The following is a 25,292-nucleotide window of genomic DNA, read 5'->3' as shown; positions in this document are numbered from 1 at the left end:
CAAGTGCGCCTCTTTGCAGGCATCGACCGCATCTCAGGGCCTGCCGTCGCATGTCGCTTTGCAAGGGCTGGCCTCGCCGTGCCCTCAGCGCTTCAGACACTCAGGCAGGCATATTTCATCGTCAGGTAATCCTCGATGCCATGTCGGCTGCCTTCCCGGCCCAGACCGGATTGCTTGATGCCGCCGAAGGGCGCGACCTCGGTCGAAATCAGCCCGGTATTGATGCCGACCATGCCGTATTCCAGCGCCTCCATCACCCGCCAGACCCGCGCGACATCGCGGGTGAAGACGTAGGAGGCGAGGCCGAATTCCGTGTCATTGGCGGCGGCGATGACCTCGGCCTCGGTGTCGAACCGGAACACCGGGGCGACGGGGCCAAAGGTTTCCTCGCGCGCCACGGCCATTTCGGCGGTCACGCCCGACAGGACGGTGGGGGCAAAGAACGTGCCTTCCAATGCCGCGCCGCCGGTGACGATCTGCGCGCCTTTGGCGGTGGCATCGGCCACATGGGCCTGCACCTTGGCCAAAGCGGCGGGCGAGATCAGCGGCCCGATCTCGGCCCCTTCGTCACCGGGGCCAACGCGCAGGGCGGCCACGGCCTGCGCCAGACGCGCGGTGAAGGCATCGTGTATGCCGGCTTGTGCGTAAATCCGGTTGGTGCAGACGCAGGTCTGCCCGGCATTGCGGAATTTCGACGCGATGCAGCCCTGCACCGCAGCGTCGAGATCCGCGTCGTCGAACACGATGAAGGGCGCATTGCCGCCCAGTTCCAGCGACAGTTTCTTGATCTGCGCCGCCCCTTGCCGCATCAGGATGCGGCCGACATTGGTCGATCCGGTAAAGCTGATTTTGGACACCAAGGGGTTCTCGCAGAACTCCAGCCCCAAGCCGACGGCATCGGTGGAAGGCAGCACCGACAGCACGCCTTTGGGCAGCCCCGCGCGTTCGGCCAACACGGCAAGCGCCAGGGCCGAAAGCGGGGTTTCGGCGGCGGGTTTGGCCACGATGGCACAGCCCGCGGCCAGTGCGGGGGCCAGCTTGCGCGCGATCATCGCATTGGGAAAGTTCCACGGCGTGATCGCCGCCACGACGCCAACTGGCTGGCGGATCACCATCAGGCGCTTGTCGCGCTGATGGCCGGGGATGGTTTCGCCGTAAATCCGCTTCGCCTCCTCGGCGAACCATTCGATATAGCTGGCGCCATAGAGGATCTCGCCTTTGGCCTCGGCCAGCGGCTTGCCCATCTCGGCGGTCAGGATCGCGGCCAGATCATCGGCATTTGCCAGCACGAGGTCATGCCAGCGACGCAGGATCGCCGCGCGCTCCTTGCCGGTCAGCGCCGCCCAGCCGGGTTGCGCTTCCTTGGCCGCCTTGATCGCGGCGGCGGCGTCTGCCCGGCTGCAATCGGCGACCTCGGCCAGCACGGCCCCGCGCGCGGGGTCATGCACCGCCAGCCGGGCAGAGGTTTCCACCCACTCCCCCGCCAGATAGGCGCGGGTTTCCAACAGGGTCGGGTCGGTCAACCGCATGGCTTAGCCTTTCACAAAAGCATGGGCGGCCTCGGGGGCCCAACGGATATGCAGCTTGTCGCCGCGCGCGATGCGGGCCGCCAAAGGATGCCCGAAATTCAGCCGCACCGTCAGCGCCGCCCCCCAACCCGTGCGGGCGGAAACGGTGGTGTTATTGCCCAGAAAGGTCAGGTCTTCGACCGTGACGGGCAGGCTGGCGCCCTCTGGCCCGGCCTCGGGGGTCAATTCGATGCGCTCGGGGCGCAGCATCAACTCCGCCGCCTGGCCCGCCATGCCCTGCCCATGCAGCGGCACGGCGGCGACGGTGGAGCCGTCGGCAAAGCGCAGGCCGGCGCGGCCCTGCGCCACGCCTGCCAGTTCACCGGCCAAGAACGCGCTATCCCCGATGAAATCGGCCACGAAATGCGTGGCGGGGTTGGCGTAAAGCTCTGGCCCGGTGCCGACCTGTTCGATCTTGCCCTTGTTGAAAATGGCGATCCGGTCCGAGAGGCGCAGCGCCTCTTCCTGATCATGGGTCACATAAAGGATCGTGACCCCGGTTTCCTGATGGACGCGGCGGATCTCGAACTGAATCTCCTCGCGCAGCTTCTTGTCCAGCGCCGAAAGCGGCTCGTCCATCAGCAGCACCGGGGGGTCATAGACCAGTGCGCGGGCCAGCGCGACGCGCTGTTGCTGGCCGCCCGACATCTTGGCGGGCATCCGGTCCTCGAACCCGTCCAGCCGCACCAGCGACAGCGCGCGCTTCACCTTCTGCGCGATCTCATCCTGCCCCATCCGGCGCACCCGCAGCGGGAAGGCCACATTCTCGCCAACGCTCAGATGCGGGAACAGGGTGTAGCGCTGGAACACCATGCCGATATTGCGCTTGTGCGAAGGGGTTTGCAGGATCGACTGGCCGCGCAGCCTGATGTCGCCCGCCGTCGGATCCTGAAACCCCGCCAGGATATAAAGCGTGGTGGATTTGCCAGACCCCGAGGGGCCAAGGAAGGTCATGAACTCGCCTTCCGCGATGGAAAGCTCCACATGGTCGGTGGCGACCACCGGGCCATAGGTCTTGCGGATGCCGTTGATATGCAGGAACGGGGTCATTCGGATTTACCTTTGCGAAGGACGGCGGCGGCAATCATCAGCAGCACCGTCAGTGCGACAAGCAGGGTGGAGGCGGCGGCAATCACAGGCGTCAGGTCTTGACGCAGCGTGGTCCAGACCTTGACCGGCAGGGTTTGCAGGCTGGGCGAGGCCATGAAGATCGCCAGCACCACCTCATCCCACGAGATCAGGAAGGAAAAGATCGCGGCCGAGAACAGGCCGTGGCGGATGCCCGGCAGGGTAACGCGCAGCCGCGCCTCCCATGGGGATGCGCCGCAGAGGATGGCGGCATCCTCGATGGCGGGGTCGAACGTCTCCAGCGCGCCGGTGATGGTAATGATGGCAAAGGGCAGCGCCACGATGACATGGGCGATGACAAAGCCCACCAGCGTGCCGTTCAGCCCCAGCCGCAGGAAGGCCGCATAAAGCGCCACGGCGACGATGACCACCGGCAGCACCATGGGGGTGAGGAAGAAGGCCCGCAGCACCTCGCGCCCCCGGAACGTGCCGCGCACCAAGGCCAGCGAGGCCAGAAGGCCAAGCGCCACCGAGATCACCATAACGATGACCCCGATCTTGGCCGAGGTCAGCGCCGCGCCAATCCAGCGCGGATCGGCGAACAGTTCCTCATACCATTTCAGCGTCCAGCCCGGCGGCGGAAAGATCAGCCAGCGCGAACTGCCGAAAGACAGCGCCACGATGAACAGGATCGGCAGCAGCAGAAACAGGCTCATCACCGCGCAGATGGCCGACAGCGCCCATTTCCACGCGCCCAGCTTGTTGAAGTCGAGCAGCATCAGGCGGCCTCCTTCCGGTCCAGGAACCGCAATTGCACGGCATAAAGCCCCAGCGTGACCAGCAACAGCAGGAAGGCCGCCGCCCCGCCCATGCCCCAGTTCACCAGGCTTTGCACCTGTTGGGCGATCAGTTCGGCCAGCATCATGTTGGCGGTGCCGCCCAGCAGCGAGGGCGTGACGAAATAGCCCAGCGACATCACGAAAACCATCAGCGCCCCCGAGGCGATGCCGGGCGTGGCCAGCGGCACCAGCACGCGGGTCAGCGCCTGCCATTTGGTTGCGCCACACAAAGCGGCGGCTTGCAGGATCGCGGGGTCGATCTTCTTGATGACACCCAAGAGCGGCAGGATCATGAAGGGCAGCATGATATAGACCATGCCGATGGTGACGCCGACCAGATTGTTGGTCAGTTGCAAAGGCTGGTCGATCAGGCCGATGGCCTTGAGCATCCGGTTGATCAGGCCGGTCTGTTGCAGCAGCACCATCCAGGCATAGGTGCGCGCCAGAAGGTTGGTCCACATCGACAGAAGGATGATCGCGAACACCACCGCCGACCAGCGCGCGGGCATGATGGCCAGCGCCCAGGCGACCGGAAAGGCGATCAGCACCGTGACCAGCGTGACCACACCCGCCACGAAGAAGGTGTTGAAGAACACCTTGGCATAGGTCGAACTGCCCACAAGTGCGGCATAGTTTTGCAGGCCCAGCTGCGGCTCGGTCACCGAGCGCGTCAGCAGGAACACCACGGGAATGACGAAAAACGCGGCCAGCAGCAGGATCGCAGGCATGGCAAAACCAAGCCCCGACCCGCGTCGGGGGGCAGCGGCGGAAAACATCTCCGATCCTCCTCTGTCGGGATGGCCCCCCGGCTGTGCGCCGGGGGGAAAGACGGCGCTTACTGCGCCTGCCAGGCATACCAGCGGTTGCCGATCTCATCGCGGTGGTCGGCCCAATAGGCCATGTCGGCATTCACCTGCACCGCCGTCTGGGCATCGGGCAGCGTGGCGCGGATCGCCGGGTCCATCAGATCGGCCGAGCCAAGGTTCACCGGCGCATAGCCGGTGGCGGCGGCAAAGGCGGCCTGGCCTTCGGCGCTGGTCGCCTCGGCGATGAATTTCATCGCGGCCTCCTTGTTCTTGGTGCCTTTGGGCACCACGAGCGCGTCGGCGGCGGTGATGTTCTGATCCCAGCTGATGCCCACCTCCATGCCATCGGCTTGCAGCGCCGACAGGCGGCCATTCCAGAAGAAACCGATCGGCGCCTCGCCCGAGGCCAGAAGCTGCTGGCTTTGCGCGCCACCTTCCCACCAGATGATGTCAGCCTTGATCGTATCCAGCTTCTTGAAGGCGCGATCCAGATCCAGCGGATAGAGCGCATCGGGCGCCACGCCATCGGCCAGCAACGCGGCCTCGATCACACCGGGGGCCGACCATTTGTAAAAGGTGCGCTTGCCGGGGAATTTGGCGGTGTCGAACAGATCGGCCAGCGTGGCGGGCGACGCATCGGGGAAATTCGCCGGGTTCCAGCCCAGAACGAAGGAATAGTAGAACGAGCCGACCGCGAAATCCGACACAAAGCGCGGGTCGAGCTTGGTCTTGTCGATCACGGTGAAATCCAGCGGCTCCAGCAGGCCAGCCTTGCCCGCTTGCAGCGCCCAGTCATATTCCACATCCACCACATCCCAAGTGACGGCGCCCGCCTCGACCATGGCTTTGATCTTGCCGTAATCGGTCGGGCCGTCTTGCACTACGGCAGGGCCACCCTTTTCGGTGAAGGGCGCGGCCCAATGTGCGGCCTGCGCGTCTTGGGTGGTGCCGCCCCAGCTGGTGAACACCATGTCTTGCGCATGGGCAGCGGAGGTCAGGCCGCTGGCCAGCGCCAGCGCGATCATGGTCTTTTTCATCAGTTTCTCTTCCCTGTTATGGCCTGTCAGCGCATCACGAACGGATCCGGGATCGGATCGTCCGAGGTGCGCAGCCAAACCGTTTTCACCGTCGTATAGTCCAGAGCCGCGGCAAGGCCTCCCTCCCTGCCATGACCAGAAAGCCCGTGCCCGCCGAATGGCGCGATGGGGGAAACGGCACGGTAGGTATTCACCCATACGATCCCGGCGCGGATGCCCCGGATCATGCGATGGGCGCGGGTCAGGCTTTGGGTGAACACACCCGAAGCCAGCCCGAATTCGGTATCATTGGCCTTGGCCAGCGCCTCGGCCTCGGTGTCGAAGGTGACGACCGACAGGACCGGGCCAAAGAATTCCTCGCGCAGACAGGGCGCATCGGGGGCGTCCGAGCAATCCAGAATGGTGGGCGGGAAATAGAAGCCCTGCCCTTCCGGCGCCACGCCCCCGGTGACCAGCCGCGCCCCCGCCGCCAGCGACCGCGCGATCAGATCCGCGATCCGGTCACGCTGGCGCAGGGTGCAAAGCGGGCCGACCTCGGTCGCCATATCGCCCGGCGCGCCGATGGCCACGCCTTCCGCCTTGGCCTTCAGCCGCGCGAGAAACGCATCCTTGACGCTGGCCTGCACCAGCAGGCGCGATCCCGCCACGCAGCTTTGCCCGGTGGCCGCGAAAATGCCCGAGACTTGGGCATTCGCCGCGCTGTCCAGATCGGCATCGTCGAACACGATGAAGGGCGATTTGCCGCCCAGTTCGAGCGAGGTCTTGGCCAGATTCTCGGCGCTGGCCCGCACGATATGGCGCGCGGTATCCGGCCCGCCGGTAAAGGCGATATGCGCCACCTGCGGATGGGTGGTCAGCGCCCGCCCGGCCTCTGGCCCGCCGGTCAGGATATTGACCACGCCGGGGGGAAAGCCCGCCTGATCGACCAGCCGCGCAAATTCCAAAAGCGGCGCGGGGCCATCCTCCGACGCCTTCACGACCAAGGTGCAACCCGCCGCCAGCGCCGGGCCGATCTTGACCGCCGACAGGAACAGCTGGCTGTTCCACGGCACGATCGCCGCCACCACGCCCACGGGTTCGCGCCGCAGCCAGACCTCCATATCCGGCTTGTCGATGGGCAGATGCGCGCCCTCGATCTTGTCGGCCAACCCCGCGTAATAGCGGTAATATTCCGCCACATAGGCAATCTGGGCCGATGTTTCGCGGATGATCTTGCCGGTGTCGCGGGTCTCCAGCGCCGCCAGACGCGGGGCTGCCGCCTGCACCAGATCGGCCAGCCTGTGCAGAAGCTTGCCGCGCGCCGTCGCGGTCATCGCGGGCCAGGCGCCCGAGGTGAACGCCCGATGCGCCGCCAGCACCGCCCGGTCCACATCGCCCGCGCTGGCCATGGGCATCACCGCCCAAGGCGCGCCCGTCGCCGGGTCAAGGCTGTCAAAGCTGGCCGCGCCATCCTCGAAAACCCCGTCGATATAGTGCTGAAACCGATCCATCGGGCGCTCCTGTTCAGGCGAAGGCGGGCATCACGTCGCGGATCAGCCGCTCCAGCGAGGCTTTCTTGCGCTCAAAGCTCATGCCGGTGTCGATCCAGAAACTGAACTCATCATAGCCCAGGGCCTCATAGCCCTTGATGCGTTCGATGACCTCCGGCGCCTCGCCGATGATCTGGTTCTTGCGCATGGCCTCGGCCGAATAGAACGGATGCGCGGCGATCTCGGCCTCGGTCAGTTCCTGGATGAGACCCTGCGAGATCGGGCGCTCGTTCTTGAACCAGGCGCCGAAATAGCAATAGAACCTGTTGATTTCCTGCGCGGCAAGCTGGGCATCGGCCTCGCTGTCGGCCACATAGGCATGGCGCAGCACCATGATTTTCGGGCGCGGCACGGTCGGGTTGGCGGCGCAGGCGGCGTTGAAACGCTCCATCAGGCTGACCACTTCCTCATCGCCCAGATGCAGCGGCGTGACCTGCACATTGCAGCCCTGCGACACGGCAAATTCATGGCTGTTGGGATCGCGCGCCGCGACCCAGATCGGCGGGCCGTCGGCTTGCAGCGGCTTGGGCGACGCGGTGGTCTTGGGAAACTGCCAATATTCCCCGGCATGTTCGTAATCGCCCGCCCAGAGCGCCTTGACCGCCGGCACCAGCTCGCGCATCCGCCCGCCCGCGCCCCAGGCATCCAGCCCGGGCAGCAGGCGTTCATATTCAAAGCTGTAGGCCCCGCGCGCAATGCCCAGATCCAGCCGGCCATCCATGATGATATCGGCCATCGCCGCCTCGCCCGCCAGCCGGATCGGATGCCAGAAGGGCGCGATCACCGTGCCGGTGCCCAGGCGCACGTTCTTGGTGCGCCGCGCCAGATCCACCAGATTGAGCAACGGGTTCGGCGCGATGGTAAAGTTCATGCCGTGATGCTCGCCCGTCCAGATGGCATGCATGCCACCCTCATCGGCGATGCGGCACAGTTCGATCATCTCGTCATACAGCCGCTTCTGGTCGTCTTCGGCCGAGACCCGTTCCATATGGATGAAAAGCGAGAATTTCATCAGTTCTGTCCTTCCGCGATGCGTTGCACGCGTCCCTGTTCATGTGTGCCGAAATAGGTGCCGTAATTGCCCATGCGGGTTTCCTCGGCCAGCCGCTGCAACATGCTGCGCAGCGCCGGGTCGGTGACATCGGCCATGCCTTCCGGCGCAAGATCGACAAAGGCGCCCTTGGCAGGCGTGCCCGCCTGCGCGGGGCAGCGCAGGGCAAGATGCTGGGTGCCCAGTGTGGCATCCTCGTAGACGGCGTAGACCGATCCGGCCTCGGCCTGAATATTCAGGCTTTCAAACAGCGCCGACAACGCCGCCTGCACACCTTCGCGGCCCACCCGCGCCATCGGCACCGAAAGCCCGCCCCGCCCGTCATCGACCAACAGCACACGGCCCTCGGCCTGGATGATGGCCGACAGCACCACATCCGGCCCGGCAGGCAGTTGCGTGGCGGTGGCCGCCGGGGTGACATAGGCGCCGCGATAATAGCCAAGGCCCGGATGGGCATTGGCGTCAAACGCGCCGATCCGCCCCAGAAGGATCGTGTGATCCCCCGCCGGGATCGCCTGTTCCATGGTGCAATCGAACCAGGCCGAGACTTCGGCGATCAGGGGCGAGCCCACCGGCCCGTGCCGCCAATAGACGCTGGCGAAGCGGTCCTCCGACGGGCGGGCGAAAATGGCAGACACGTCCTTTTGCCGCTCTGCCAGAATGTTCACGGCAAAGCCCTTGGCCTTGCAGAACGGCTCCAGATTGGCCGAGCGGTTGGCGATCGACACCAGCAACAGCGGCGGGTCAAGCGATACCGAGGAAAAGGAATTGGCGGTAAAGCCCAGGGGCTTGCCCTGTTCATCCAGTGCCGTCACCACCGTCACGCCGGTCATGAAGCAGCCAAAGGCATCGCGCAGGGCGCGCGGGTCGATAGGGTCGCTCATGCCGATCTCTCCTCGGTTTCCAGCCAGCGCTGCAATTCTGCGGTCACCGCCTCGGGGGCGGTCAGGTTCACCATGTGGCGATGGCCCTCGATCACCACCGCCCTGCCCTGCGGCGCCATGGCGGCCATGGCGCGGGTCATTTCGGGCGTCGAATTGGCGTCGCCATCGCCGGTCAGCACCAGAAGCGGGCACCGCACCGCGCCCAGCCGGTCGGCATAAACGCCATCGCCTTCGGCAAAGGCGCGATAGGCCGCGGCATAGCCCCGGGGCGAGACATCGTGCAGCCAACCCGCGACCTGCGCGCGCAAGTCGGCCTGGCCTGCATCGAACCAGCGCGCCAGGGGGGCGTCGATCCCCCCCTGCCCCGCCGCGATCTCGGCGGCGCGCGCCAGCACGGCCGCGCGGGCCGCGTCGCTGCGCCGGTGAACGCCATTGAGCAGCGCCGCGCGGGTCACCAGATCGGGACGCTCCACCGCCAGCCCGCCGGCGATCAGCGACCCCATCGAATGCCCCGCCACCGAGACGGCGCCAAGGCCCAGGGCCTCAATCACCCGGGCCGCCCAGGCGACATAATCGGGCAAGCGCGGATCGCCGGGCAACGGGTCGCTTTCGCCATGGCCGGGCATGTCCACCGCGATCACGCGAAAGTCCCGGGCCAGGGCGGCGATCTGCGGCCCCCAGGCCTCGGCCCGCATGCCAACGCCATGGATCAGCAGCAGGGGCGCCGCCGTCGCATTCCCGGCCCCTGCCTCGATCACACGAACCGATGCGCCATCAGACAGAAGCAGGGTTCGCGACATCATTGCCCAGATCCTTGAGGTCTTGGTAGCGGTCGCCAATCCGGTGATGCGGCCGCCCGCCCGTCGCCGCGCCAAGCGCCACAAGGATCTCGTCCGCGCCCGGCGCATCCGGGATCGAGAAATGCGCCGTCTGGTAATGCGAGCGGCGGCCCTCGTCATGCTTGTCCATCAGCGGGATCATCACCGGCGTATTGGCCGGGCCGCGGACATTGGTGAAGGCCAGATAGGTCTTGGCGCCAAGGGCCTGCCGGTAATGATTGCCAAAGCGCAGCGTGTGGATCAGCGCATTGGCATGTTCCAGCTCGCCATGAAGGCCCACGACGGCGGCCTTGCCATAGGCCTCCACATTGCCGGCGCCGCCGGCGGCCTCAAGGATCATCGAGGTCAGCAGCGCGCCGATTTCCGGCGCAATGGCGTGGATTTCGGGTTTCAGGTCTTCGACGAACCCGCGCCCGGCCCAGGGGTTTTGCAACACGACCGCCGCCGAGACCAGCTTCAGCGGCTTGGGCGCCGCCCGCCCGCCCTCGATCAGCGTCGTCTCGATATTGAGATAGGTCTTGCGAATCTGTGCCGCCATCTGAGCCTCCTGCTTTCTGTCTGTATGTTGGTATACCATCATACAGCATGTCAAGAACAACTTGATTTGGCGCAGCGCTGCGCCTATCGTGCCGCCATGGACCAGACACATGACGCCGATCTGCGCATTGCGCATTCGCCCACCAAGCTCCGCGAACTGGCGGTGGACAGGTTGCGACAGGCGATCATCTCGGGCCGGTTTGCCGGCGGAAGCCGGTTGGTGGAACGCACCCTGTGCGATCAGTTGGGCGTATCGCGATCAGTCGTGCGCGAGGCGATCCGCTATCTGGAGGCCGAGGGGCTGGTCGAAACGCAAGGCCGCAGCGGCCCGGTGGTTGCCACGCTGGATTGGCCGCGCGCGCGCCAGATCTACGACATCCGCCGCCTGCTGGAGGCCGCAGCGGCGGCGGCCTGTGCCACCCGCGCCGATGAGGGCACCAAGAAACGCCTGCGGGCCGCGCTGGATGCCCTGAAACTGTCCTTCGAAAACGGGCAGCCAGACCGGCTGCTGGGCGCCACGACCCACTTCTATCAGGTGATCTTTGACGCGGCAGGGCATGATATTGCCTGGGAAATCGTGCAGCGCCTGAATGGCCGTATCTCTCGTTTGCGCGCCATTACCCTTGCCACCAGCGATCGCAGCGTTTCGGGCCATGCGCATATGCAGCGGATTTGCGCGGCGATCTGCGCTCATGACCCCGAAGCCGCGGCCGCCGCGGTGAATGACCATTTGCGAGATGCCGCTGAAATCGCGCGTATCAGCCTTGAAGGACAGCCGTGATGCCCGGCTATTGGCTTGCCCATGTCACCGTCACCGATCCCGTCGCCTATGCCGGGTATCAGAGTCTTGCACCCGCCGCCTTTGCGCGCTTTGGCGGCCGGTTTCTGGCGCGGGGCGGTGAGGCCGATGTTTGCGAAGGGCCCGCATTGGATCGGCATGTGGTGATTGAATTCCCGACGCTTGAGGCTGCGCGGGCATGCTATGCCTCGCCCGAATATCAAGCCGCCCGCCAGGCCCGGGACGGCGCGGCCGTGGCGCATGTGGTCATCGTCGAAGGTCTGGCGCAGACTGCGGCATCCTGAGCGCGGATCCTGCGCGTCTGTGCAGATGTTGAGGGTCGCCTGACCCCTGCCCTTTTCGTCCTCTCGCCTGTGCCGTGTTTACCCCGGTAAACATCGGCAAACCCATCCCGGACGTTTACCCCGGTATACATCACGCGGCCTCAGCCATCGGCCGGACCAGCGACCGGAACATCCGCACCGAATTCAGCCCCTGATTGCCGGCGCGCAGGATCAACGCTTGCAAATAGGCCTGTGGATTGCGAATCCGCCCCAAGGCTTCGATCAATCCCAGAACGGCCAGCGCGCAGCCATGTGGCCCCAGGGCCGAGCGGGCAGATTGCATGATTTGCGGTGACAGACCGATCGCCGGAGCAAGCCGGGCAGAGAGGTCGATCATCCCATCCCAAGAACGCAGCGGTTCGGGGGCCAGAGCGCGGGCAGTTGGTGCCAGATCAAGACATTCCTCAACCGTCAGGTCTTCGTCAGGTTGGGTTTCCGGCGCAGGTTGCGGCTTTTGGCATTTCTCGGCAGGTTCAGATTCAAGATCTTCTTTATCCGACCTCTGAATGTGCCGGTCATTTTGACTGTCGCTGACGGTCATTTGGGGCGCTGGCGTGGGGGGGCTTTCCGGCGCGAGCATCCGCAAGATGGCCTCCAGGCGCGCAATGCTCAGCACGCGGCGCAGCGACAGGCGGGCTTCTTCACGCTCTGCCGGGGTGCCGGCATCAGGGTGGCGGAACAGCAGATCGCGGATCATGGCGCGCAGACTGCGCCGTTGCAGGGCCTCCTGGCCGCAAAGGGCCGCCAGCCCCTCAAGATGCGATTGCAGGGCAAAAAGCGGCGTGAGGTCGATGCCATAGGTCAGCCGCGCCTCGGTATCCGCATCGCGGATCTGATAACGCTTGCCGTTCGGGCTGGGCTTGCGGATCAGCAGGCCGGCGGTCTGTAGCTGCGCCAGGCGCCGCCGCAAGGTGCGTTCGTCAATCCCGTCGCAGCGTTCGATCAGCACGCGGTTCGAGGCAAAGACCACCCGTTGCACCGGCGTGGCGCCAGCCGGCACCAGCGACAACAGGCCGCGCAATACCGTGATGTCGCGGTCGCGCAGGGCGAGCTTGTCGCGGCAGGTGCGGACCAGAGCCAGCAATTGCCAGCGCGGGTCTTGCGGGGCAGGGGGCGTGCGGGTTTGGCGGCCAGCGGGCTGGGCACGCCGGGACACGGACGAAGACATGACATGTTGCATGATGCGTTCACACGGAACGATCAGGGCCACCGAAAGGGCATTCTTGCAGGATCGCAGCGAGAAACGCGCCCGTTATCCCCAGAAAAAGGACAAAAGACATCGGATCACCGCGATGCGATGTTGCGTGTGATTCGGGCCTGCGCTAGGTTGCTCTGGCTAGAAGATGAGCATTCTCAGGGTTGGCGCCCTGTGGTTTGCGCGGGCCTTCCGGGTGGTTCCATTCGGGAGGCCTATCCTTTTCCGACACTGCTCCTCTGTTGTTATCGTTGCATTCCGTCAGTCCGGCGTGCCGGAACTGGCCGTGAATTCGTCATGCAGCCGGGCAAAGACCGCGCCCGCATTGGCATGCAGCCAATCGGCAAAGGCCGCGTTCCGGGCCGTGGCGCGAAAGCTTAAGCGCCCTTTCTGCAAGCTCACTTCGCCCAGATCGGCGCCGGCGCTGTCTTGCACCACAAGGCCCGGGGCAGGGGGCCTGGCCGGGCGCGCGGCGGGCAGCGCCGCGACCCAGGCCGCAAAACGCTGGTCCGAGGTCGTGCCGGCGACAAAGGGCGCCGGATGGATGCCGCGCGGGTCGATCTGCTGTTCCAGCAGCCGCAGCGCCAACTCATACCAGCGTTTCCAGCCGATCGAGGGCGCCGCGCCGATCCGTTCCAGCACCTCGCGCGGGAAGGCCTCGCGTACCTTGCGCATATGCGAGGTGTGGCTGCGATTGACGTTCAGCGCCTCTTGCACCACGCGGGCGTCATAGCCCGCCTCCTCCAGATCGCCGGCGAACAGCGCCTTTTCGACAAAGGACGGATCCTTGCGCAGGTTGTTTTCCTGGCCCTGCGCCAGCACCGCCTCTTCGTCGGAAAGCGTGCGGATCAGCGCCTTGACCGGAATGCCCAGCCCGCGAATGGCGGCCAGCCGGCGGCGGCCATAGACAACCTGATAGCGCCCGCTCAGCGCCGGGTGCGGGCGCAGCAGGATCGGCACCTGTTGGCCATGGCCGGCAATGCTGGCGCGCAGGTCGGCAATATCCTCGTCCAGATCGCCCAGCCGGTCCTTGAGGCCGGTATCCTCGATCAGCTCGGGGTCGATTTCCTGCACCGAACGGCTGCCGAGGCTGCGCAGATCGTTGCGAATCGCGGCAATCGGGCCTGCGCTTTGAAACACCTCGGGCATGCGCGGGGTGGCGGGGCGGGGTGGTGCCTCGGCCGCGGGCGTTTCGGGGCGCGATGCCGGGGTGATCCCCTCGAACATGTTCTTGCGGGCCATGTCAGAGCCTCCCCCAAGCCTTGTGGATATCCTGCTCCAATTCGCGCGCGACGGCATTCACCGATTCCATCGCGCGGTCATAGGTGTTGCGGTTCATGCTGCCGCGCCCGACCTCGAACAGGGTCTGGTGCGTCAAGCCGGCATCCGACACGGCGGTCGATTTCAGAAACGCCTCTGTCATCACGCGCTTGCCGAAATTCGCCCGCAGCAGCCCCGCCACCTGCGCCTGGGGCCCGTCGGAGGGTTCAAAACGCGACACGAGGTAGCGCAGAAAGTCATAATCCAGTGTCATGCCCGCGTCGCGGATCGTATCCAGCAGCGAGGCCGTCATGGTCAGGAACTGCGCAAGCGAGGCCACGTCGATGAAATTCGGCACCACCGGGATCAGGATCGAGGACGAGGCCACCAGCGAGGACAGCGTGAGAAAGCCCAGTTGCGGCGGGCAGTCGATAAAGACCAGATCATATTGCGCTTCAACCGACTGGATCGCCTCGCGCAGCCGCAGGTAGAACGGCGGTTCGGCGCCGCGGCGCAGGGCATAGGGTGTCTCGGTCTCGTATTCCGACAGGATCAGCCCGCCCGCCGCGATGTCCAGGCCGTGAAAATAGGTCTTGCGGATCACCTCTTCCATCGGCAGCGGGTTTTCATAGCGGATCGCATCGTAGATCGTGCCCTGATGGGTAAAGTCGATCTCCGGGCGCAGGCCGGTCATGGATGACAGCGAGGCCTGCGGGTCCATGTCGATGATCAGCACGCGATAGCCGTGCAAGGCGAACCACTGGCTCAGATACGCCGCGCTGGTCGTCTTGGCAGAGCCGCCCTTGAACGACACGCAAGACAGAATCTGCACAGGCTCGTCGCCGACGCGGCCCCGCAGATACAGCGAAGGGTCGCGCGTGGTGCGGGCAAGCGCCAGCCGGATCTGCGCCAGATCCTCGGCGGAATAGACCTTGCGCCCGCGTTCATCCAGCCCGACATCGGGGATCTTGCCTTCGGCATGCAGCTTGCGCAGATGCCCCGGAGCCAGCCCGAGGAATTCGGCCGCCTCTGCCGAGGAAAAACCACGCAGATGCTTGCGCGCATCAGGCGCGAAATTGCGCTCCAGGTGCATGCGGATCGAGTCATGCAACGTGGAGGCATCCGATTGAAGCTCGGCAAAGACGCGCTCTGCTGACATACTGCCCTCATGGTCTTCGGCTGGCGCGGTTATTCCGCCCTCAGCCCCTCATTTCGAGTTTGTTCTTGTTGTCGTAGCGCGAAAAGGCGCAATTCTCGCCCTTCTGCGCTACGACAGGAATGCGCCAAGATGGGCCATGCTGCAAGAAATTTCTACAATTCGCGCGGCGGCGGGGCAGGGCGGGTCGTCAAGATTTCGTTCATCCCATTGATATGTCGTGAAAAAGATGAAATTTCCCGTAAAGCGGCGCACCATATCTTGTAGCCAGTCTTCCGTGCCGGGCTGCGGCGGCCCGAATCGTGGCGCCCCGGTTTTTGGTGCCGAATGATGCGTTCGGCCTATGTCCGGGCCGCCCGGCTTGCCCTTAGTTGAATCGCAGGAACCGCATCCCGCCCCGGTGAGAGATGCGGCGCAACAACGAAAATCATGAGGCAAACAGGCCTGCGTCGTCGCATCGGCGGTGCCACGTCGCGATTGCGCGCAGGCCAAGGCAGGAGGCAGGCATCATGTCGGCAGGCGCGCCGGTGGCATCGGTGGCGCCGGTCAGCTTGCAGGTCGCGCCCGAGGACGCGCCCGCCGGAACCACCGTGCAGGAGGTCACGGTGACGTTTCACGATGTCGCGCCCGGCACCTATCGACTGTTCGCCGGCGAGACGAATTCCGGCGATGGCGAGGCGCTGCGCGTCGCGGCGACGGATGGCATGGTGACCGAGGTGATCTGCTCTGGTCCGGGCACGCTGATCCTGACGCCCGCGGGCGATGTGCCGGTGCAGGATCTGGCCGTGGGCGATCTGGTGCAGACCCGCGACAACGGGCTTCAGGCAATCCGCTGGATCGGGTCGCGCCGGCTGTGCCGCGATACGCTGGCCCGGCAGGACAAGTTGCGCCCGGTGCGGATCGGCGCCGGCACGCTGGGCGAGGGGGTGCCAGCCGCCGATCTGCTGGTCTCGCCGCAGCACCGGGTCATGCTGCGTTCGCGCATCGCGGTGCGGATGTTCGGCGTGCCCGAGGTGCTGTGCCCGGCGCGGCACCTTCTGGCCCTGCCGGGGATCGAGATCGCGGGCGATCTGGACGAGGTGACCTATACCCATCTGCTGTTCGATCAGCATGAGGTCGTCTTTTCCAACGGGGCGGAGACCGAAAGCCTGTTCACCGGACCCGAGGCGATCCGTTCGGTATCGCCGGAACAGCGCGCGGAGATCCTCGCGATCTTTCCCGACCTGCCCGCGACGCGCGACCGGAGCGCGTGTTGCCGGACGGTGATTACCGGTCGGCAGGGCCGCAAACTGGTGGAGCGGCACCAACGCAATCGCAAGCCGATGGTCGAAGATCCGCCGCCCCCGCGCCACACCCTGCCGGCGGCGGGGGGCATCGCGCCTTGACCCCGCGACGCGCAAGGGTCTATACGCGACCCTTTCGCGATGCGGCCGGCCCGATCCGAACCGGCCGCATCTGTTCCTGTCGCTTTATCGCAAGGGCGATGCCGCCCCGGCCTGGAACGCCGCCGAAATCGCACTGTTTGCGCGCGTCGTGCCGCTTTTGGACAGCGCGGTGCAGCATTGCGACCTGAGCTGCAACGCCGGCAAGGCCTATGACGAGATGTTCATGGACCTGGAGCCGGGCGGCACCGTGCTGGCCCGTTCGCCCCGGTCGATCGACACGCTGCGCAGCTTTTTCCCCGATTGGCAGGATGGCGGTGTGGTGCCAAGGCGCTATCTGTCGCGATTCACCCGGCTGGGCCGGCATCGCATTCGCAAGCTGGGTCTGGTGATCGAGGTCGCGCCGGCCGCGCTGCGCGGCGAACGGATCGACATCCGCTGTGTCGAGGTGCGCCGCGAAGGCCCGCGCGATCTGCTTTCCCCCAAGGAGCTTCAGGTCGCGCAACTGCTGGCCGGGGGCGATTGCACCGGCCGTATCGCGGAAAGGCTGGGCAAATCGCCCCATACGGTCCGCAATCAGGTGCAGTCGATCTATGGCAAGCTGGGGATTTCCAGCCGGGCCGAACTGGGCGCGATCTTTCGCTAGAGGCGCGGCAGGGCAGGGGTGGCAGCCGCCAGGCGCTGTGTCAGCGCGGCCACCGCCGCGAGGGCAGGGGCCTCACGCACATCCAGCGCGGGGATGCCCGCGCGGCGGGCGGCCTCCATCCCCTGCGCGCTGTCCTCCAGCACCAGGCAATCGGCCGGTGCGGTGCCAAGCCGCGCCGCGGCCAGCAGGAACATCGCCGGATCGGGCTTTGGCGCCGGCACGTCACAGAGCGTGACCACCGTGTCGAAAAGATCGCGCAGGCCCGCGCCGCCCAGGATCGCCTCGACCACCACCGCCTCACCGTTCGAGGCCACGGCAGAGGGGCGCGCGCCCCAGGCCCGGGCCAGCGCCGCCACCGGCGGATTGGGGGCGCATTGCCCGGCCCGCGCCAGCCGCGCGGCGGCGTCGATACTGTCTTGCACGGCGCGGGCGACATCCAGCCCGGCGCCGGTCTCTGCCACCCATTCCGAAATCAGCCCCTGCCGCGCCAGCCCGCCGCGCGCATGGTAAAAACCACGGTCCAGCGCGGCACCTTGCCGGGCGAAAGCCTCGGTGAAAGCGTCGAAATGCAGATCGCCCGTCAGCACCAGCGTGCCGTCGCAATCAAAGATCAGGGCCTTGGGCATCGGGGTCATGCGGATCGGGTTCCTTGCAGGCAGGCGGCCAGTGCGGCGGCATCAAGCGGTTTGGGCAGGCGAAACAGCCGGCCGGGAAAGCGGGCGCCCAGCGGGTCGGCCTCGGGCAGATGGCCCGAAGTCACGATCACGCGGGTGCGGTCGTCGCGGCGCAGCGCCGCCTCGGCGATGGACCAGCCAGAGGCCGCGCCGTTCAGATGCAGGTCGGTCAGCACCAGATCGAAGGGCGGGCTGTCGGCGATCAGGCGCAGGGCGTCGGGCAGGCTGGCGGTCTCGGTCAGGCGGCCTTGGGCAAGCAGTCGCCGGGCATGGGCGGCGTCGTCTGCCGCATCTTCGACCAGCAGCACGCGGCCCAGGGGCGGCAGGGCAGGGGCGGCGTCCGTGGCCAGCGGCAGCACCAGCCGGACGGTGGTGCCCTGTCCGGGGGCCGAGCGGATGTCGATATCGCCGCCCGACTGGCGGATGAAGCCGCAGACCATGGCCAGCCCCAGCCCGGTGCCGGTGCCATCGGGGCGGGCAGTGAAAAACGGCTCCATCGCCATGGCCAGCACCTCGGGTGTCATGCCGCGTCCGGTATCGCGGACCTCGATTGCGGCGCGGCCCTCGGGGGTGGGGGTCAGCGTGACGGTGATGGCGCCCGCCCCCTCGATCGCCTGCGCGGCATTGAGACAGAGGTTCAGCAACGCGCTTTCCATCTGGCCCGGGTCGATCCGCACCGCCAGCGGCCCGCCCGAGGGGTGCAGGTGCAGCGCGATGCGGTCCTCCAGCGCCAGCGCGATCAGATCCTCCATCCCCTCGACCAGCGCATTCAGATCCACCACCTCGGGTTCCAGATGCAGGCGGCGGGCAAAGGCCAGCAGGCGCTGCGTCAGCGCCGTGCCCAGATCCAGCGCCGCGCCCAGCGTCTGATGCAGCGCGCCTGCGCGGTCCGGCGGCGCGGTTTCCAGCAGATGCAGGCTGGTGGAAATGGTGGACAGGATATTGCCGAAATCATGCGCCACCTCTCCCGCGATCTTGCCAAGCGCCTCGGTCCGCTGCACCTGTTGCAGCCGGTCCTCCAGCGCGCGGCGGGCCGAGACATCGGTCAGCAGCATCACCGCGCCGCCGGTGGCCAGCGGGCTTTGCCGCAGTTCGACCACCCGGCCATCGCTGTGGTGCAACTCGGTCAGTCCCTCGGGGCCGATGCGCTGCCAGCCGGCGCCCGGCAACAGCGCGGCCATGTCGGGGCGGCCGTCAAACACGCTGTCCGAAAGGCCCAGCACGGTTGCCAGATGGCGATTGCGCGCCACCACCGCGCCGGCATCCGACAGGATCGCCAGCCCGTCCGACATGCCGTCGAACAGGTTTTCAAACAGGGCATTGCGCTGCGCCAGTTGCCGGTTGGACCGGTCGAGCCGCAGCGTATTGGCGCGAAAGGCCCGGAAGGCGTGGAACAGCTTGCCGATCTCGTCGCCCGCATGTTCGCCGCGCGGCAGCCGCGAGGAACGGTCCCCGACCGCAAGCCGCATCATCGCATCCGAAATGGCGCGCAGATTGGCGGTGACATAGCCCGACACGAACAGCGCCGCCGCCAAGGCCACCACCGCGCTGCCAAAGCCCACGATGACGATGATCCCGCGGGCAAAGGCGATGGCGGACAGGGTGCGCGCCCGTTCCGCCGCGATCTGCGCCTGCGTGCGGGCGGTGACCTCGGCCGCGTGCCGGCTGACCGCCTCGGCGCCCAGCCGGATGCGGGCCAGTGCCGCCTCGGCGGCGATCTGGCGGCCAAGTTCGCGGCGGCGCAGCTCGAACAACCCTTCGGGGCCTTCGGCGAGGGCGCGCATCTCGTCCAGATAGGGGCGGCTGGCGGGGCTGAAGGCAATGCCGTGGGTCAGGCGGAAATAGTCGCGGTGAAATTCGCCGACGCTGACCAGATTGGTCGCGCGCCCCGCGCCCAGAAGCGCGCGGGTGATGCGTTGCAGCGTCAGCCAGTCTTGCGCAAAGGGTTCGACCGCGGCGCGGGCGACCAGTTGCCGTTCGATCCCGGCGGTGCGCGCGTTCAGCCGCAGGATCTGGTCGGTAAAGCCCGCGCGCGCCGTCGCCGCCGCCGCCAGATCCAGCACCGCCGCATCCATGCTGCGCAGCATCGCGGCCAGCGCGCCCTCCCCCGGGGCGAGGCTTCCGGCGATACCCGCGATGAGACCGCGCGCGGTTTCGGCCTCTTGCCGGATGCGGAACGGGCTTTGCAGCGTCAGAAGCCACGGCGCCCCCGTCGCCAGATCCGAGGCGCGGCGCGACAGGGTCAGTGATTGGTCTACCGCGGTCAGCGTTTCGTCATGCAGCCGGTCCAGGCGCCCGGTCGCCTGATGCAGCGTGACCCAGCTTGTCGCCCCCACGATCAGCGTCGCGGCGGCCAGCGCGGCCAGCGCCCCCCAAAGCCGGGCGCGCACCGTGGGGCGTTGCCATCGCGTCATGGCGCGGTGACGAAGATATAGCCCTGCCCGCGCCGGGTTTGCAGATGCGCGGGCTTGGAGGGCACGGGTTCGATCTTGCGGCGCAGGCGCAGGATCAGCACGTCGATGGTGCGATCCATATAGAGCGACAGGTCATTGCCCAGTTCGCGCAGCAGGTCTGACCTGGGAATGATGCGGTCGGGGTGGCGCAGAAAGTAATCGAGCAGGCGATATTCCGCATTGGTAAGCGGGATTTCGGCCCCGTCCGGCCCCAGCAATTCGCGCCGGGTCTGATCCAGCCGCAGGGCGCCAAAGCTGCGCATCCGGCTCTGGCTGCGGTCGGGCGTCGCAAGGGCAGGGTGGCCCGACCGGCGCAGCACCGCGCGCAGCCGCGCCACCAGTTCGCGCGGGTTGAAGGGCTTCATCATGTAATCGTCGGCGCCGGTTTCCAGCCCGATGATCTTGTCGGTCTCGTCGCCGCGCCCGGTCAGCATGACGATGGGCAGGCCCATCGTCTCGCGGATGCGGATGGCCAGCGTCTGCCCGCTTTCCCCCGCCAGTCGCAGGTCGATCAGCGCCAGATCCACCGGCCCGGCGGCGGCGGCGGCAAAGAAGCCCGCGCTGTCGGGCACCGCGACCGGGGCAAAGCCGTTCTCGGCCAGCAGCGCCGCGACGCTGGCGCGCAATTCAGCATCGTCATCGACGATGACGACGACAGGCCCCTGATGTGGTGCCGCGCTGGACATGGCTCCTCCGTCCTTGCCGCGCCCTCCCGCCCGGCGGGGCCATGATGCCCTGCGGCCCGACGGGCGGGGAGGGGGTTTCGGGTTTCATTTGTGACCCGTTTGCCGGGCTTTTGTAACATTGTTCATCAAAAACCCGGCGTGATGCAGCGCTGTTCACCGTTCCGGGGGTCGCTTGCAAGGGCAACCGCATGGCAGGCTTTGCCCAGCCCGGTCGCCGCCCGAGGAAGCGGCAGGCCGGGGCAACGGGAGGAAAACATGACCAACAAGCTTTTCATCAGCGCGCTGGCGCTGTCTGCCGCCATGTCGGCTTCGGCGGCCATGGCCGAGGATCTGAACGTGGTCTGTTCCAATGAACAGACCTGGTGCGATCTGATGGCGCAGAATTTCGAGGCCGCGACCGGCATCGACGTGGCCATCGTGCGCAAATCAACCGGCGAGGTTCTGGCCCAGCTGCGCGCCGAAAAGGGCAATCCCAAGGTGGATGTCTGGTGGGGCGGCACGGGCGATCCGCATATCATCGCCGCGAATGAGGGGCTGACCCAGGCGACCGGCGTCGATGTCTCGGGCCTGCTGGGGTGGGCGCAGAACATGACCAACATGACCGGCGGCAAGGCGGTCGGGGTGCATGTGGGCCTGCTGGGCTTTATCTACAATACCGAGGTTCTGGCCGAAAAGAACCTGCCCGCCCCGGCCTGCTGGCGCGATCTGGCCAAGCCCGACTACAAGGGCGAGATCCAGGTGGCGAACCCCAATTCCTCGGGCACGGCCTATACCGAACTGGCGACCCTGGTGCAGTTGTTCGGCGAGGATGAGGCCTTCAAGCTGCTGGCCGAGATCGGCGCCAATGTGAACCAGTATACGAAATCGGGCTCCGCCCCCGGCAAGGCCACCGCGCGGGGCGAGACGACGATCGGCATCGGCTTCATGCATGACATGGTGAAGCTGAAGAAGGACGGCTTCCCGGTGGAGATCGTCGCCCCCTGCGAGGGCACGGGCTATGAACTGGGCGCGGTGTCGGTTGTCGAGGGCACGCCGCATCTGGAGGCCGCGAAGAAATGGGTGGAATATGTCATTTCGGCCGAGGGGCAGTCGCCCGGGCTTGAGGTCGGCGTCTACAACATCCCCTCGAACCCCGGTGCCGCCACCGACCCGGAGGCGCCCGACATGGCCTCGATCAAGCTGATCGACTATGACTTTGCCACCTATGGCGCGTCGGAAACCCGCGAGCGTCTGCTGGCACGGTGGGAAAAGGACGTGAAGGGCGCCGGCGGCGCCATCGAGGAATGACCCATCCGGCCCGCGCCGTCACAGCGCGGGCCATCTTCGTTCAGGGAAGATCACGATGACGCGCACCGCACGGCTTTGGGGCCTGTTGGGGGTGGCCGGCTTTGTCCTGCTGCCATGGTATATGGTGCCGGGGGGCGTTCTGTCGCTTGGCTGGCCGGGCGATCCGGCGGGGGCGTCTGGCCTTGTCGCCGTGCTGGGGGGGCGCGTCTGGCTGGCGGGGCCGGGGCTGGCGCTGTTGGCCGCGCTGGCGGCGGGTTTCCTGCTGCGCGATCCGCAGGCACGGGCGAAGGCATGGGTAATCTGCGGCGTTGCCGGGCTGGTGTTGCTGGTGGCGCAGGGTCTCCTGATCCTGGGCGACGGGCCGCGTCTTGCCGCGCTTGGCACGGCCGCGCAGCCGGGCATGGGGCTGGGCGCCTTTGTCACCGCGCTGGCGCTGCTGTTCATCACCACCACCGGCATTTCGGCGCGCGGGCGGGGCAGGGGGGATGCCTTTGTCACCGGCCTGGTCGGGCTGATCGTCGCGCTGGTCGGTGTCTTCGTTTTCTACCCGATGGCCTTTGTGCTGATCCGCGCCTTTGAGCTGAAGGGCGGCGCGGGGTTCGGCCTGTCGGAGTTTCTGCCGCGCTTCTTTGCCGCCGAAACCTGGTCGCTGGCCTGCCTTGCGGGCGGCTGGTGCGGGCCGGCGGTCAATTCGCTGGCGCTGGCGCTGGCAACCGGCCTGGGCACCACGACGCTGGGCCTTGCCTTCGCGCTGATCTTTACCCGCACCGATTTCGTCGCCAAGAAACTGCTGCGGGTGCTGACCATCCTGCCGATCATCACGCCGCCTTTCGTGATCGGCCTTGCGCTGATCCTGCTGTTTGGCCGCGCCGGCACCATGACCGAATTCCTGCACTGGGCCTTTGGCATGGAAAAGACCCGCTGGATCTATGGCTTTGGCGGGGTCTGGCTGGCGCAGATGCTGTCCTTCACCCCGATTGCCTTTCTGGTGCTGATCGGCGTGGTCGAGGGCATCAGCCCCTCGATGGAGGAGGCGAGCCAGACGCTTGACGCCGACCGCTGGCAGACCTTTCGCCGGGTATCGCTGCCCCTGATGCGGCCGGGGCTGGCCAATGCCTTTCTGCTGGGCTTCATCGAAAGCCTTGCCGATTTCGGCAATCCGCTGGTGCTGGGCGGCAATTTCAACGTGCTGTCCACCGAGATCTATTTCGCCATCGTGGGCACCGTCGCCGATCCGGCCAAGGCCGCGATCCTGTCGATGATCCTGCTGGCGATGACGCTGGGCGCCTTTCTGGTGCAGCGCCGCTGGCTGGGGCGCAAAAGCTATGCCACCGTCACCGGCAAGGCCGATAATGGCCAGCATGCAAGCCTGAATCCCGGCCTGAAATGGGCCTGCTATGCCACCGCGCTGCCCTGGGCCGCGTTTACGCTGGTGCTTTATGCGCTGATCGTGTTCGGCAGTTTCGTGAAGCTCTGGGGCTATAACCACAGCTTCACGCTGGCGCATTACAAACAGGCCTTCGCGATCACCTTCCGCAACGGGCTGCATTTTACCGGCGCGGCCTGGGACAGCTATTTTTCCACGCTGACCATCGCCGCGATTTCCGCGCCGCTGACGGCGATGGTGGGGCTGGCGACGGCCTATCTGCTGGTGCGGCAGAAATTCGCCGGCAAGGATGCGTTTGAATTTTCCACCATGCTCAGCTTTGCCATTCCGGGCACGGTGATCGGGGTGGCCTATGTCATGGCCTTCAATTTTCCCCCGATCGAGCTGACGGGAACGGCGATCATCCTGATCCTGGTCTTTGTCTTCCGCAACATGCCGGTGGGCGTGCGCGGCGGCATCGCGGCGATGAGCCAGCTCGACAAATCGCTGGACGAGGCCTCGATCATGCTGGGTGCGAACAGTTTCACCACGCTGCGCCGGGTGATCCTGCCGCTGCTGGGGCCGGCGATCCTGGCCGCCATCACCTATAGCTTCGTGCGGGCGATCACCTCGGTTTCCGCCGTGATCTTTCTGGTCTCGGCCCGGCACAACATGGCCACCAGCTTTATCGTCGGCCGGGTGGAGAACAACGAATTCGGCATCGCCATCGCCTATTCGACGGTGCTGATCGTCACGATGCTGGCCGCCATCCTGGCCTTGCAGGCGGTGATCGGCCGCCGCCGGCTGCGCCGGTCCGACCGCGTGGCGGCATGACATGAAAGGTTCTGAGATGACCAAGGGCTCTGTCCGTTTCGAGAATGTCACCAAGCGCTATGGCGAGGTGACGGCGCTGAAGCCGCTGACGCTGGACATCCAGCCCGGCACGCTTTGCACGCTGCTGGGGCCGTCGGGCTGCGGCAAGACCACGACGCTGCGGCTGATCGCCGGGCTGGAAAGCGCCTCCGAGGGGCGGATCCTGATCGGCGGGCAGGATGTGACGCATCTGTCCGCGACCTATCGGCGGGTGTCGATGGTGTTCCAGTCCTACGCGCTGTTCCCGCATATGAACGTGCTGGAAAACGTGGCCTATGGCCTGAGCGTCAAGCGCATGCCCAAGGCCGAAATGACCCAGCGGGCCGAGGCCGGGCTGGAGATGGTGGGGCTGAAGGGCTTTGGCGCGCGGCTGCCGTCGGAACTGTCGGGCGGGCAGCAGCAGCGCGTCGCGGTGGCCCGGGCCATCGTGCTGGAACCCGAGGTTCTTCTGCTGGATGAGCCGCTCTCGAACCTGGACGCCAAGCTGCGCCGCCATGTGCGCGAGGAAATCCGCCAGATCCAGCAGCGCCTTGGCCTGACCGCGGTCTATGTGACCCACGATCAGGAAGAGGCCATGGCGGTTTCCGACCGGATCATCGTGATGAAGAATGCCGAGATCGCGCAGGAAGGCACGCCGCACGACCTGTATGAACGCCCGGCTTCGGCCTTTATCGCGGATTTCATCGGCGACGCGAACCTGCTGGATGTCGAGGTGCTGGAGGCCGGCGCCGCCACACGGGTGCGCTTGCTCGATCAGACCCATGACCTGCCGCTGGCCAGCAGTGCCAAAGGCCCGGCCAAGCTGGTCTTGCGCCCGCATCAGGTGCGGCTTTCGGCAGGTGCGGCGCCGGGCGGCATTTCCGCCGAGGTCAGCTATGCGGCCTATCTGGGCAATTCGATCCAGTATACGCTGGCCACCCCGGCGGGCGAGGTCTTTGCCATCCTGCCGCCTTCGGCCACGCCGTTTCGCAAGGGCGACAGCGTGACGCTGAGCTGGCATCCCGGCGACCTGCGGCTGGTTGCGGGGTGATCGC

General features: G+C 66.4%; 23 protein-coding genes. 7 read left to right on the top strand and 16 right to left on the bottom strand.

Going from position 1 to position 25,292, the window contains the following annotated elements; all coding sequences use genetic code 11:
• Positions 1–92 precede the first annotated feature (92 nt).
• From FOA17_RS00370 to FOA17_RS00325, 10 genes are read right to left on the bottom strand one after another with little or no spacing between them, the layout of a single operon-like run.
• Complete coding sequence (locus FOA17_RS00370) at positions 93–1,529, bottom strand: NAD-dependent succinate-semialdehyde dehydrogenase (RefSeq protein ID WP_149139537.1); 1,437 nt, start codon at positions 1,527–1,529, stop codon at positions 93–95.
• Positions 1,530–1,532: 3 nt separating this feature from the next.
• Complete coding sequence (locus FOA17_RS00365; RefSeq protein ID WP_149139536.1) at positions 1,533–2,618, bottom strand: ABC transporter ATP-binding protein; 1,086 nt, start codon at positions 2,616–2,618, stop codon at positions 1,533–1,535.
• On the bottom strand, positions 2,615–3,415 hold the full coding sequence (locus FOA17_RS00360; protein ID WP_149139535.1) for an ABC transporter permease: 801 nt from the start codon (positions 3,413–3,415) through the stop codon (positions 2,615–2,617). Before FOA17_RS00360 ends, FOA17_RS00365 begins: the two co-directional genes overlap by 4 nt.
• Complete coding sequence (locus FOA17_RS00355) at positions 3,415–4,251, bottom strand: ABC transporter permease (protein WP_149139534.1); 837 nt, start codon at positions 4,249–4,251, stop codon at positions 3,415–3,417. Before FOA17_RS00355 ends, FOA17_RS00360 begins: the two co-directional genes overlap by 1 nt.
• Positions 4,252–4,310: 59 nt before the next feature.
• Entirely contained in the window at positions 4,311–5,318 is a 1,008-nt protein-coding gene (locus tag FOA17_RS00350; RefSeq protein ID WP_149139533.1) for an ABC transporter substrate-binding protein, read from the bottom strand.
• Positions 5,319–5,344: 26 nt separating this feature from the next.
• A complete protein-coding gene (locus FOA17_RS00345; protein WP_149139532.1) occupies positions 5,345–6,808 on the bottom strand; it encodes an aldehyde dehydrogenase in 1,464 nt (487 codons plus the stop codon).
• A 13-nt stretch (positions 6,809–6,821) separates the two neighbouring features.
• On the bottom strand, positions 6,822–7,859 hold the full coding sequence (locus FOA17_RS00340) for an LLM class flavin-dependent oxidoreductase (RefSeq protein ID WP_149139531.1): 1,038 nt from the start codon (positions 7,857–7,859) through the stop codon (positions 6,822–6,824).
• Positions 7,859–8,782 carry a flavin reductase family protein gene (locus FOA17_RS00335; RefSeq protein ID WP_149139530.1) on the bottom strand — a complete coding sequence of 308 codons (924 nt, stop codon included), beginning with the start codon at positions 8,780–8,782 and terminating at the stop codon, positions 7,859–7,861. Before FOA17_RS00335 ends, FOA17_RS00340 begins: the two co-directional genes overlap by 1 nt.
• On the bottom strand, positions 8,779–9,585 hold the full coding sequence (locus tag FOA17_RS00330) for an alpha/beta fold hydrolase (RefSeq protein ID WP_149139529.1): 807 nt from the start codon (positions 9,583–9,585) through the stop codon (positions 8,779–8,781). The genes FOA17_RS00335 and FOA17_RS00330 overlap by 4 nt, the downstream gene beginning before the upstream one ends.
• The gene (locus FOA17_RS00325) at positions 9,557–10,159 is read right to left on the bottom strand and encodes an amino acid synthesis family protein (protein ID WP_149139528.1); all 603 of its coding nucleotides are present in this window, start codon (positions 10,157–10,159) and stop codon (positions 9,557–9,559) included. The genes FOA17_RS00330 and FOA17_RS00325 overlap by 29 nt, the downstream gene beginning before the upstream one ends.
• Before the next feature lie 96 nt (positions 10,160–10,255).
• Here FOA17_RS00325 and FOA17_RS00320 point away from each other — a divergent pair, with 96 nt between their 5' ends.
• Positions 10,256–10,939: a GntR family transcriptional regulator gene (locus tag FOA17_RS00320; protein ID WP_149139527.1), complete on the top strand. Its 684-nt coding sequence runs from the start codon at positions 10,256–10,258 to the stop codon at positions 10,937–10,939.
• On the top strand, positions 10,939–11,241 hold the full coding sequence (locus FOA17_RS00315) for a DUF1330 domain-containing protein (protein ID WP_203232231.1): 303 nt from the start codon (positions 10,939–10,941) through the stop codon (positions 11,239–11,241). The genes FOA17_RS00320 and FOA17_RS00315 overlap by 1 nt, the downstream gene beginning before the upstream one ends.
• Positions 11,242–11,371: 130 nt before the next feature.
• On the opposite strand, the gene repC is transcribed toward FOA17_RS00315, so the two are convergent.
• The 3 genes from repC to repA form a co-directional block, all read right to left on the bottom strand.
• A complete protein-coding gene (gene repC, locus FOA17_RS00310) occupies positions 11,372–12,448 on the bottom strand; it encodes a plasmid replication protein RepC (protein ID WP_238991673.1) in 1,077 nt (358 codons plus the stop codon).
• A gap of 288 nt (positions 12,449–12,736) precedes the next feature.
• A complete protein-coding gene (gene repB, locus FOA17_RS00305; protein ID WP_162528129.1) occupies positions 12,737–13,717 on the bottom strand; it encodes a plasmid partitioning protein RepB in 981 nt (326 codons plus the stop codon).
• A 1-nt stretch (position 13,718) separates the two neighbouring features.
• Complete coding sequence (repA, locus tag FOA17_RS00300; RefSeq protein ID WP_149139523.1) at positions 13,719–14,894, bottom strand: plasmid partitioning protein RepA; 1,176 nt, start codon at positions 14,892–14,894, stop codon at positions 13,719–13,721.
• Positions 14,895–15,400: 506 nt separating this feature from the next.
• Here repA and FOA17_RS00295 point away from each other — a divergent pair.
• Positions 15,401–16,276, top strand: coding sequence for a Hint domain-containing protein (locus FOA17_RS00295; RefSeq protein WP_238991672.1), 876 nt, complete (start codon positions 15,401–15,403; stop codon positions 16,274–16,276).
• 148 nt (positions 16,277–16,424) lie between these two features.
• Entirely contained in the window at positions 16,425–16,919 is a 495-nt protein-coding gene (locus FOA17_RS00290; RefSeq protein WP_149139521.1) for a helix-turn-helix transcriptional regulator, read from the top strand.
• Here the strand turns inward: FOA17_RS00290 and FOA17_RS00285 are convergent.
• Genes FOA17_RS00285 through FOA17_RS00275 form a run of 3 tightly spaced genes read right to left on the bottom strand, consistent with a single transcriptional unit; the run spans position 16,916 to position 20,732 of the window.
• Complete coding sequence (locus tag FOA17_RS00285) at positions 16,916–17,554, bottom strand: HAD family hydrolase (protein WP_149139520.1); 639 nt, start codon at positions 17,552–17,554, stop codon at positions 16,916–16,918. The two genes, FOA17_RS00290 and FOA17_RS00285, sit on opposite strands and share 4 nt — an antisense overlap.
• Complete coding sequence (locus FOA17_RS00280; protein ID WP_149139519.1) at positions 17,551–20,007, bottom strand: ATP-binding protein; 2,457 nt, start codon at positions 20,005–20,007, stop codon at positions 17,551–17,553. Before FOA17_RS00280 ends, FOA17_RS00285 begins: the two co-directional genes overlap by 4 nt.
• Entirely contained in the window at positions 20,004–20,732 is a 729-nt protein-coding gene (locus FOA17_RS00275) for a response regulator (RefSeq protein ID WP_149139518.1), read from the bottom strand. Before FOA17_RS00275 ends, FOA17_RS00280 begins: the two co-directional genes overlap by 4 nt.
• A 255-nt stretch (positions 20,733–20,987) precedes the next feature.
• On the opposite strand from FOA17_RS00275, the gene FOA17_RS00270 reads away from it, so the two are divergent.
• Genes FOA17_RS00270 through FOA17_RS00260 form a run of 3 tightly spaced genes read left to right on the top strand, consistent with a single transcriptional unit; the run spans position 20,988 to position 25,288 of the window.
• The gene (locus FOA17_RS00270) at positions 20,988–22,019 is read left to right on the top strand and encodes an ABC transporter substrate-binding protein (RefSeq protein WP_149139517.1); all 1,032 of its coding nucleotides are present in this window, start codon (positions 20,988–20,990) and stop codon (positions 22,017–22,019) included.
• Positions 22,020–22,074: 55 nt separating this feature from the next.
• Positions 22,075–24,219 (top strand): ABC transporter permease, encoded by a 2,145-nt coding sequence (locus tag FOA17_RS00265; protein WP_149139516.1) that lies wholly within the window; start codon positions 22,075–22,077, stop codon positions 24,217–24,219.
• A 16-nt stretch (positions 24,220–24,235) separates the two neighbouring features.
• Positions 24,236–25,288: an ABC transporter ATP-binding protein gene (locus FOA17_RS00260; protein WP_149139515.1), complete on the top strand. Its 1,053-nt coding sequence runs from the start codon at positions 24,236–24,238 to the stop codon at positions 25,286–25,288.
• Positions 25,289–25,292 lie beyond the last annotated feature (4 nt).

This window comes from Gemmobacter caeruleus (assembly GCF_008271655.1).
Lineage (GTDB): Bacteria > Pseudomonadota > Alphaproteobacteria > Rhodobacterales > Rhodobacteraceae > Gemmobacter > Gemmobacter caeruleus.
The sequence above is the reverse complement of the archived record's forward strand: the minus strand, read 5'-3'. Positions and strand labels throughout refer to the sequence as shown.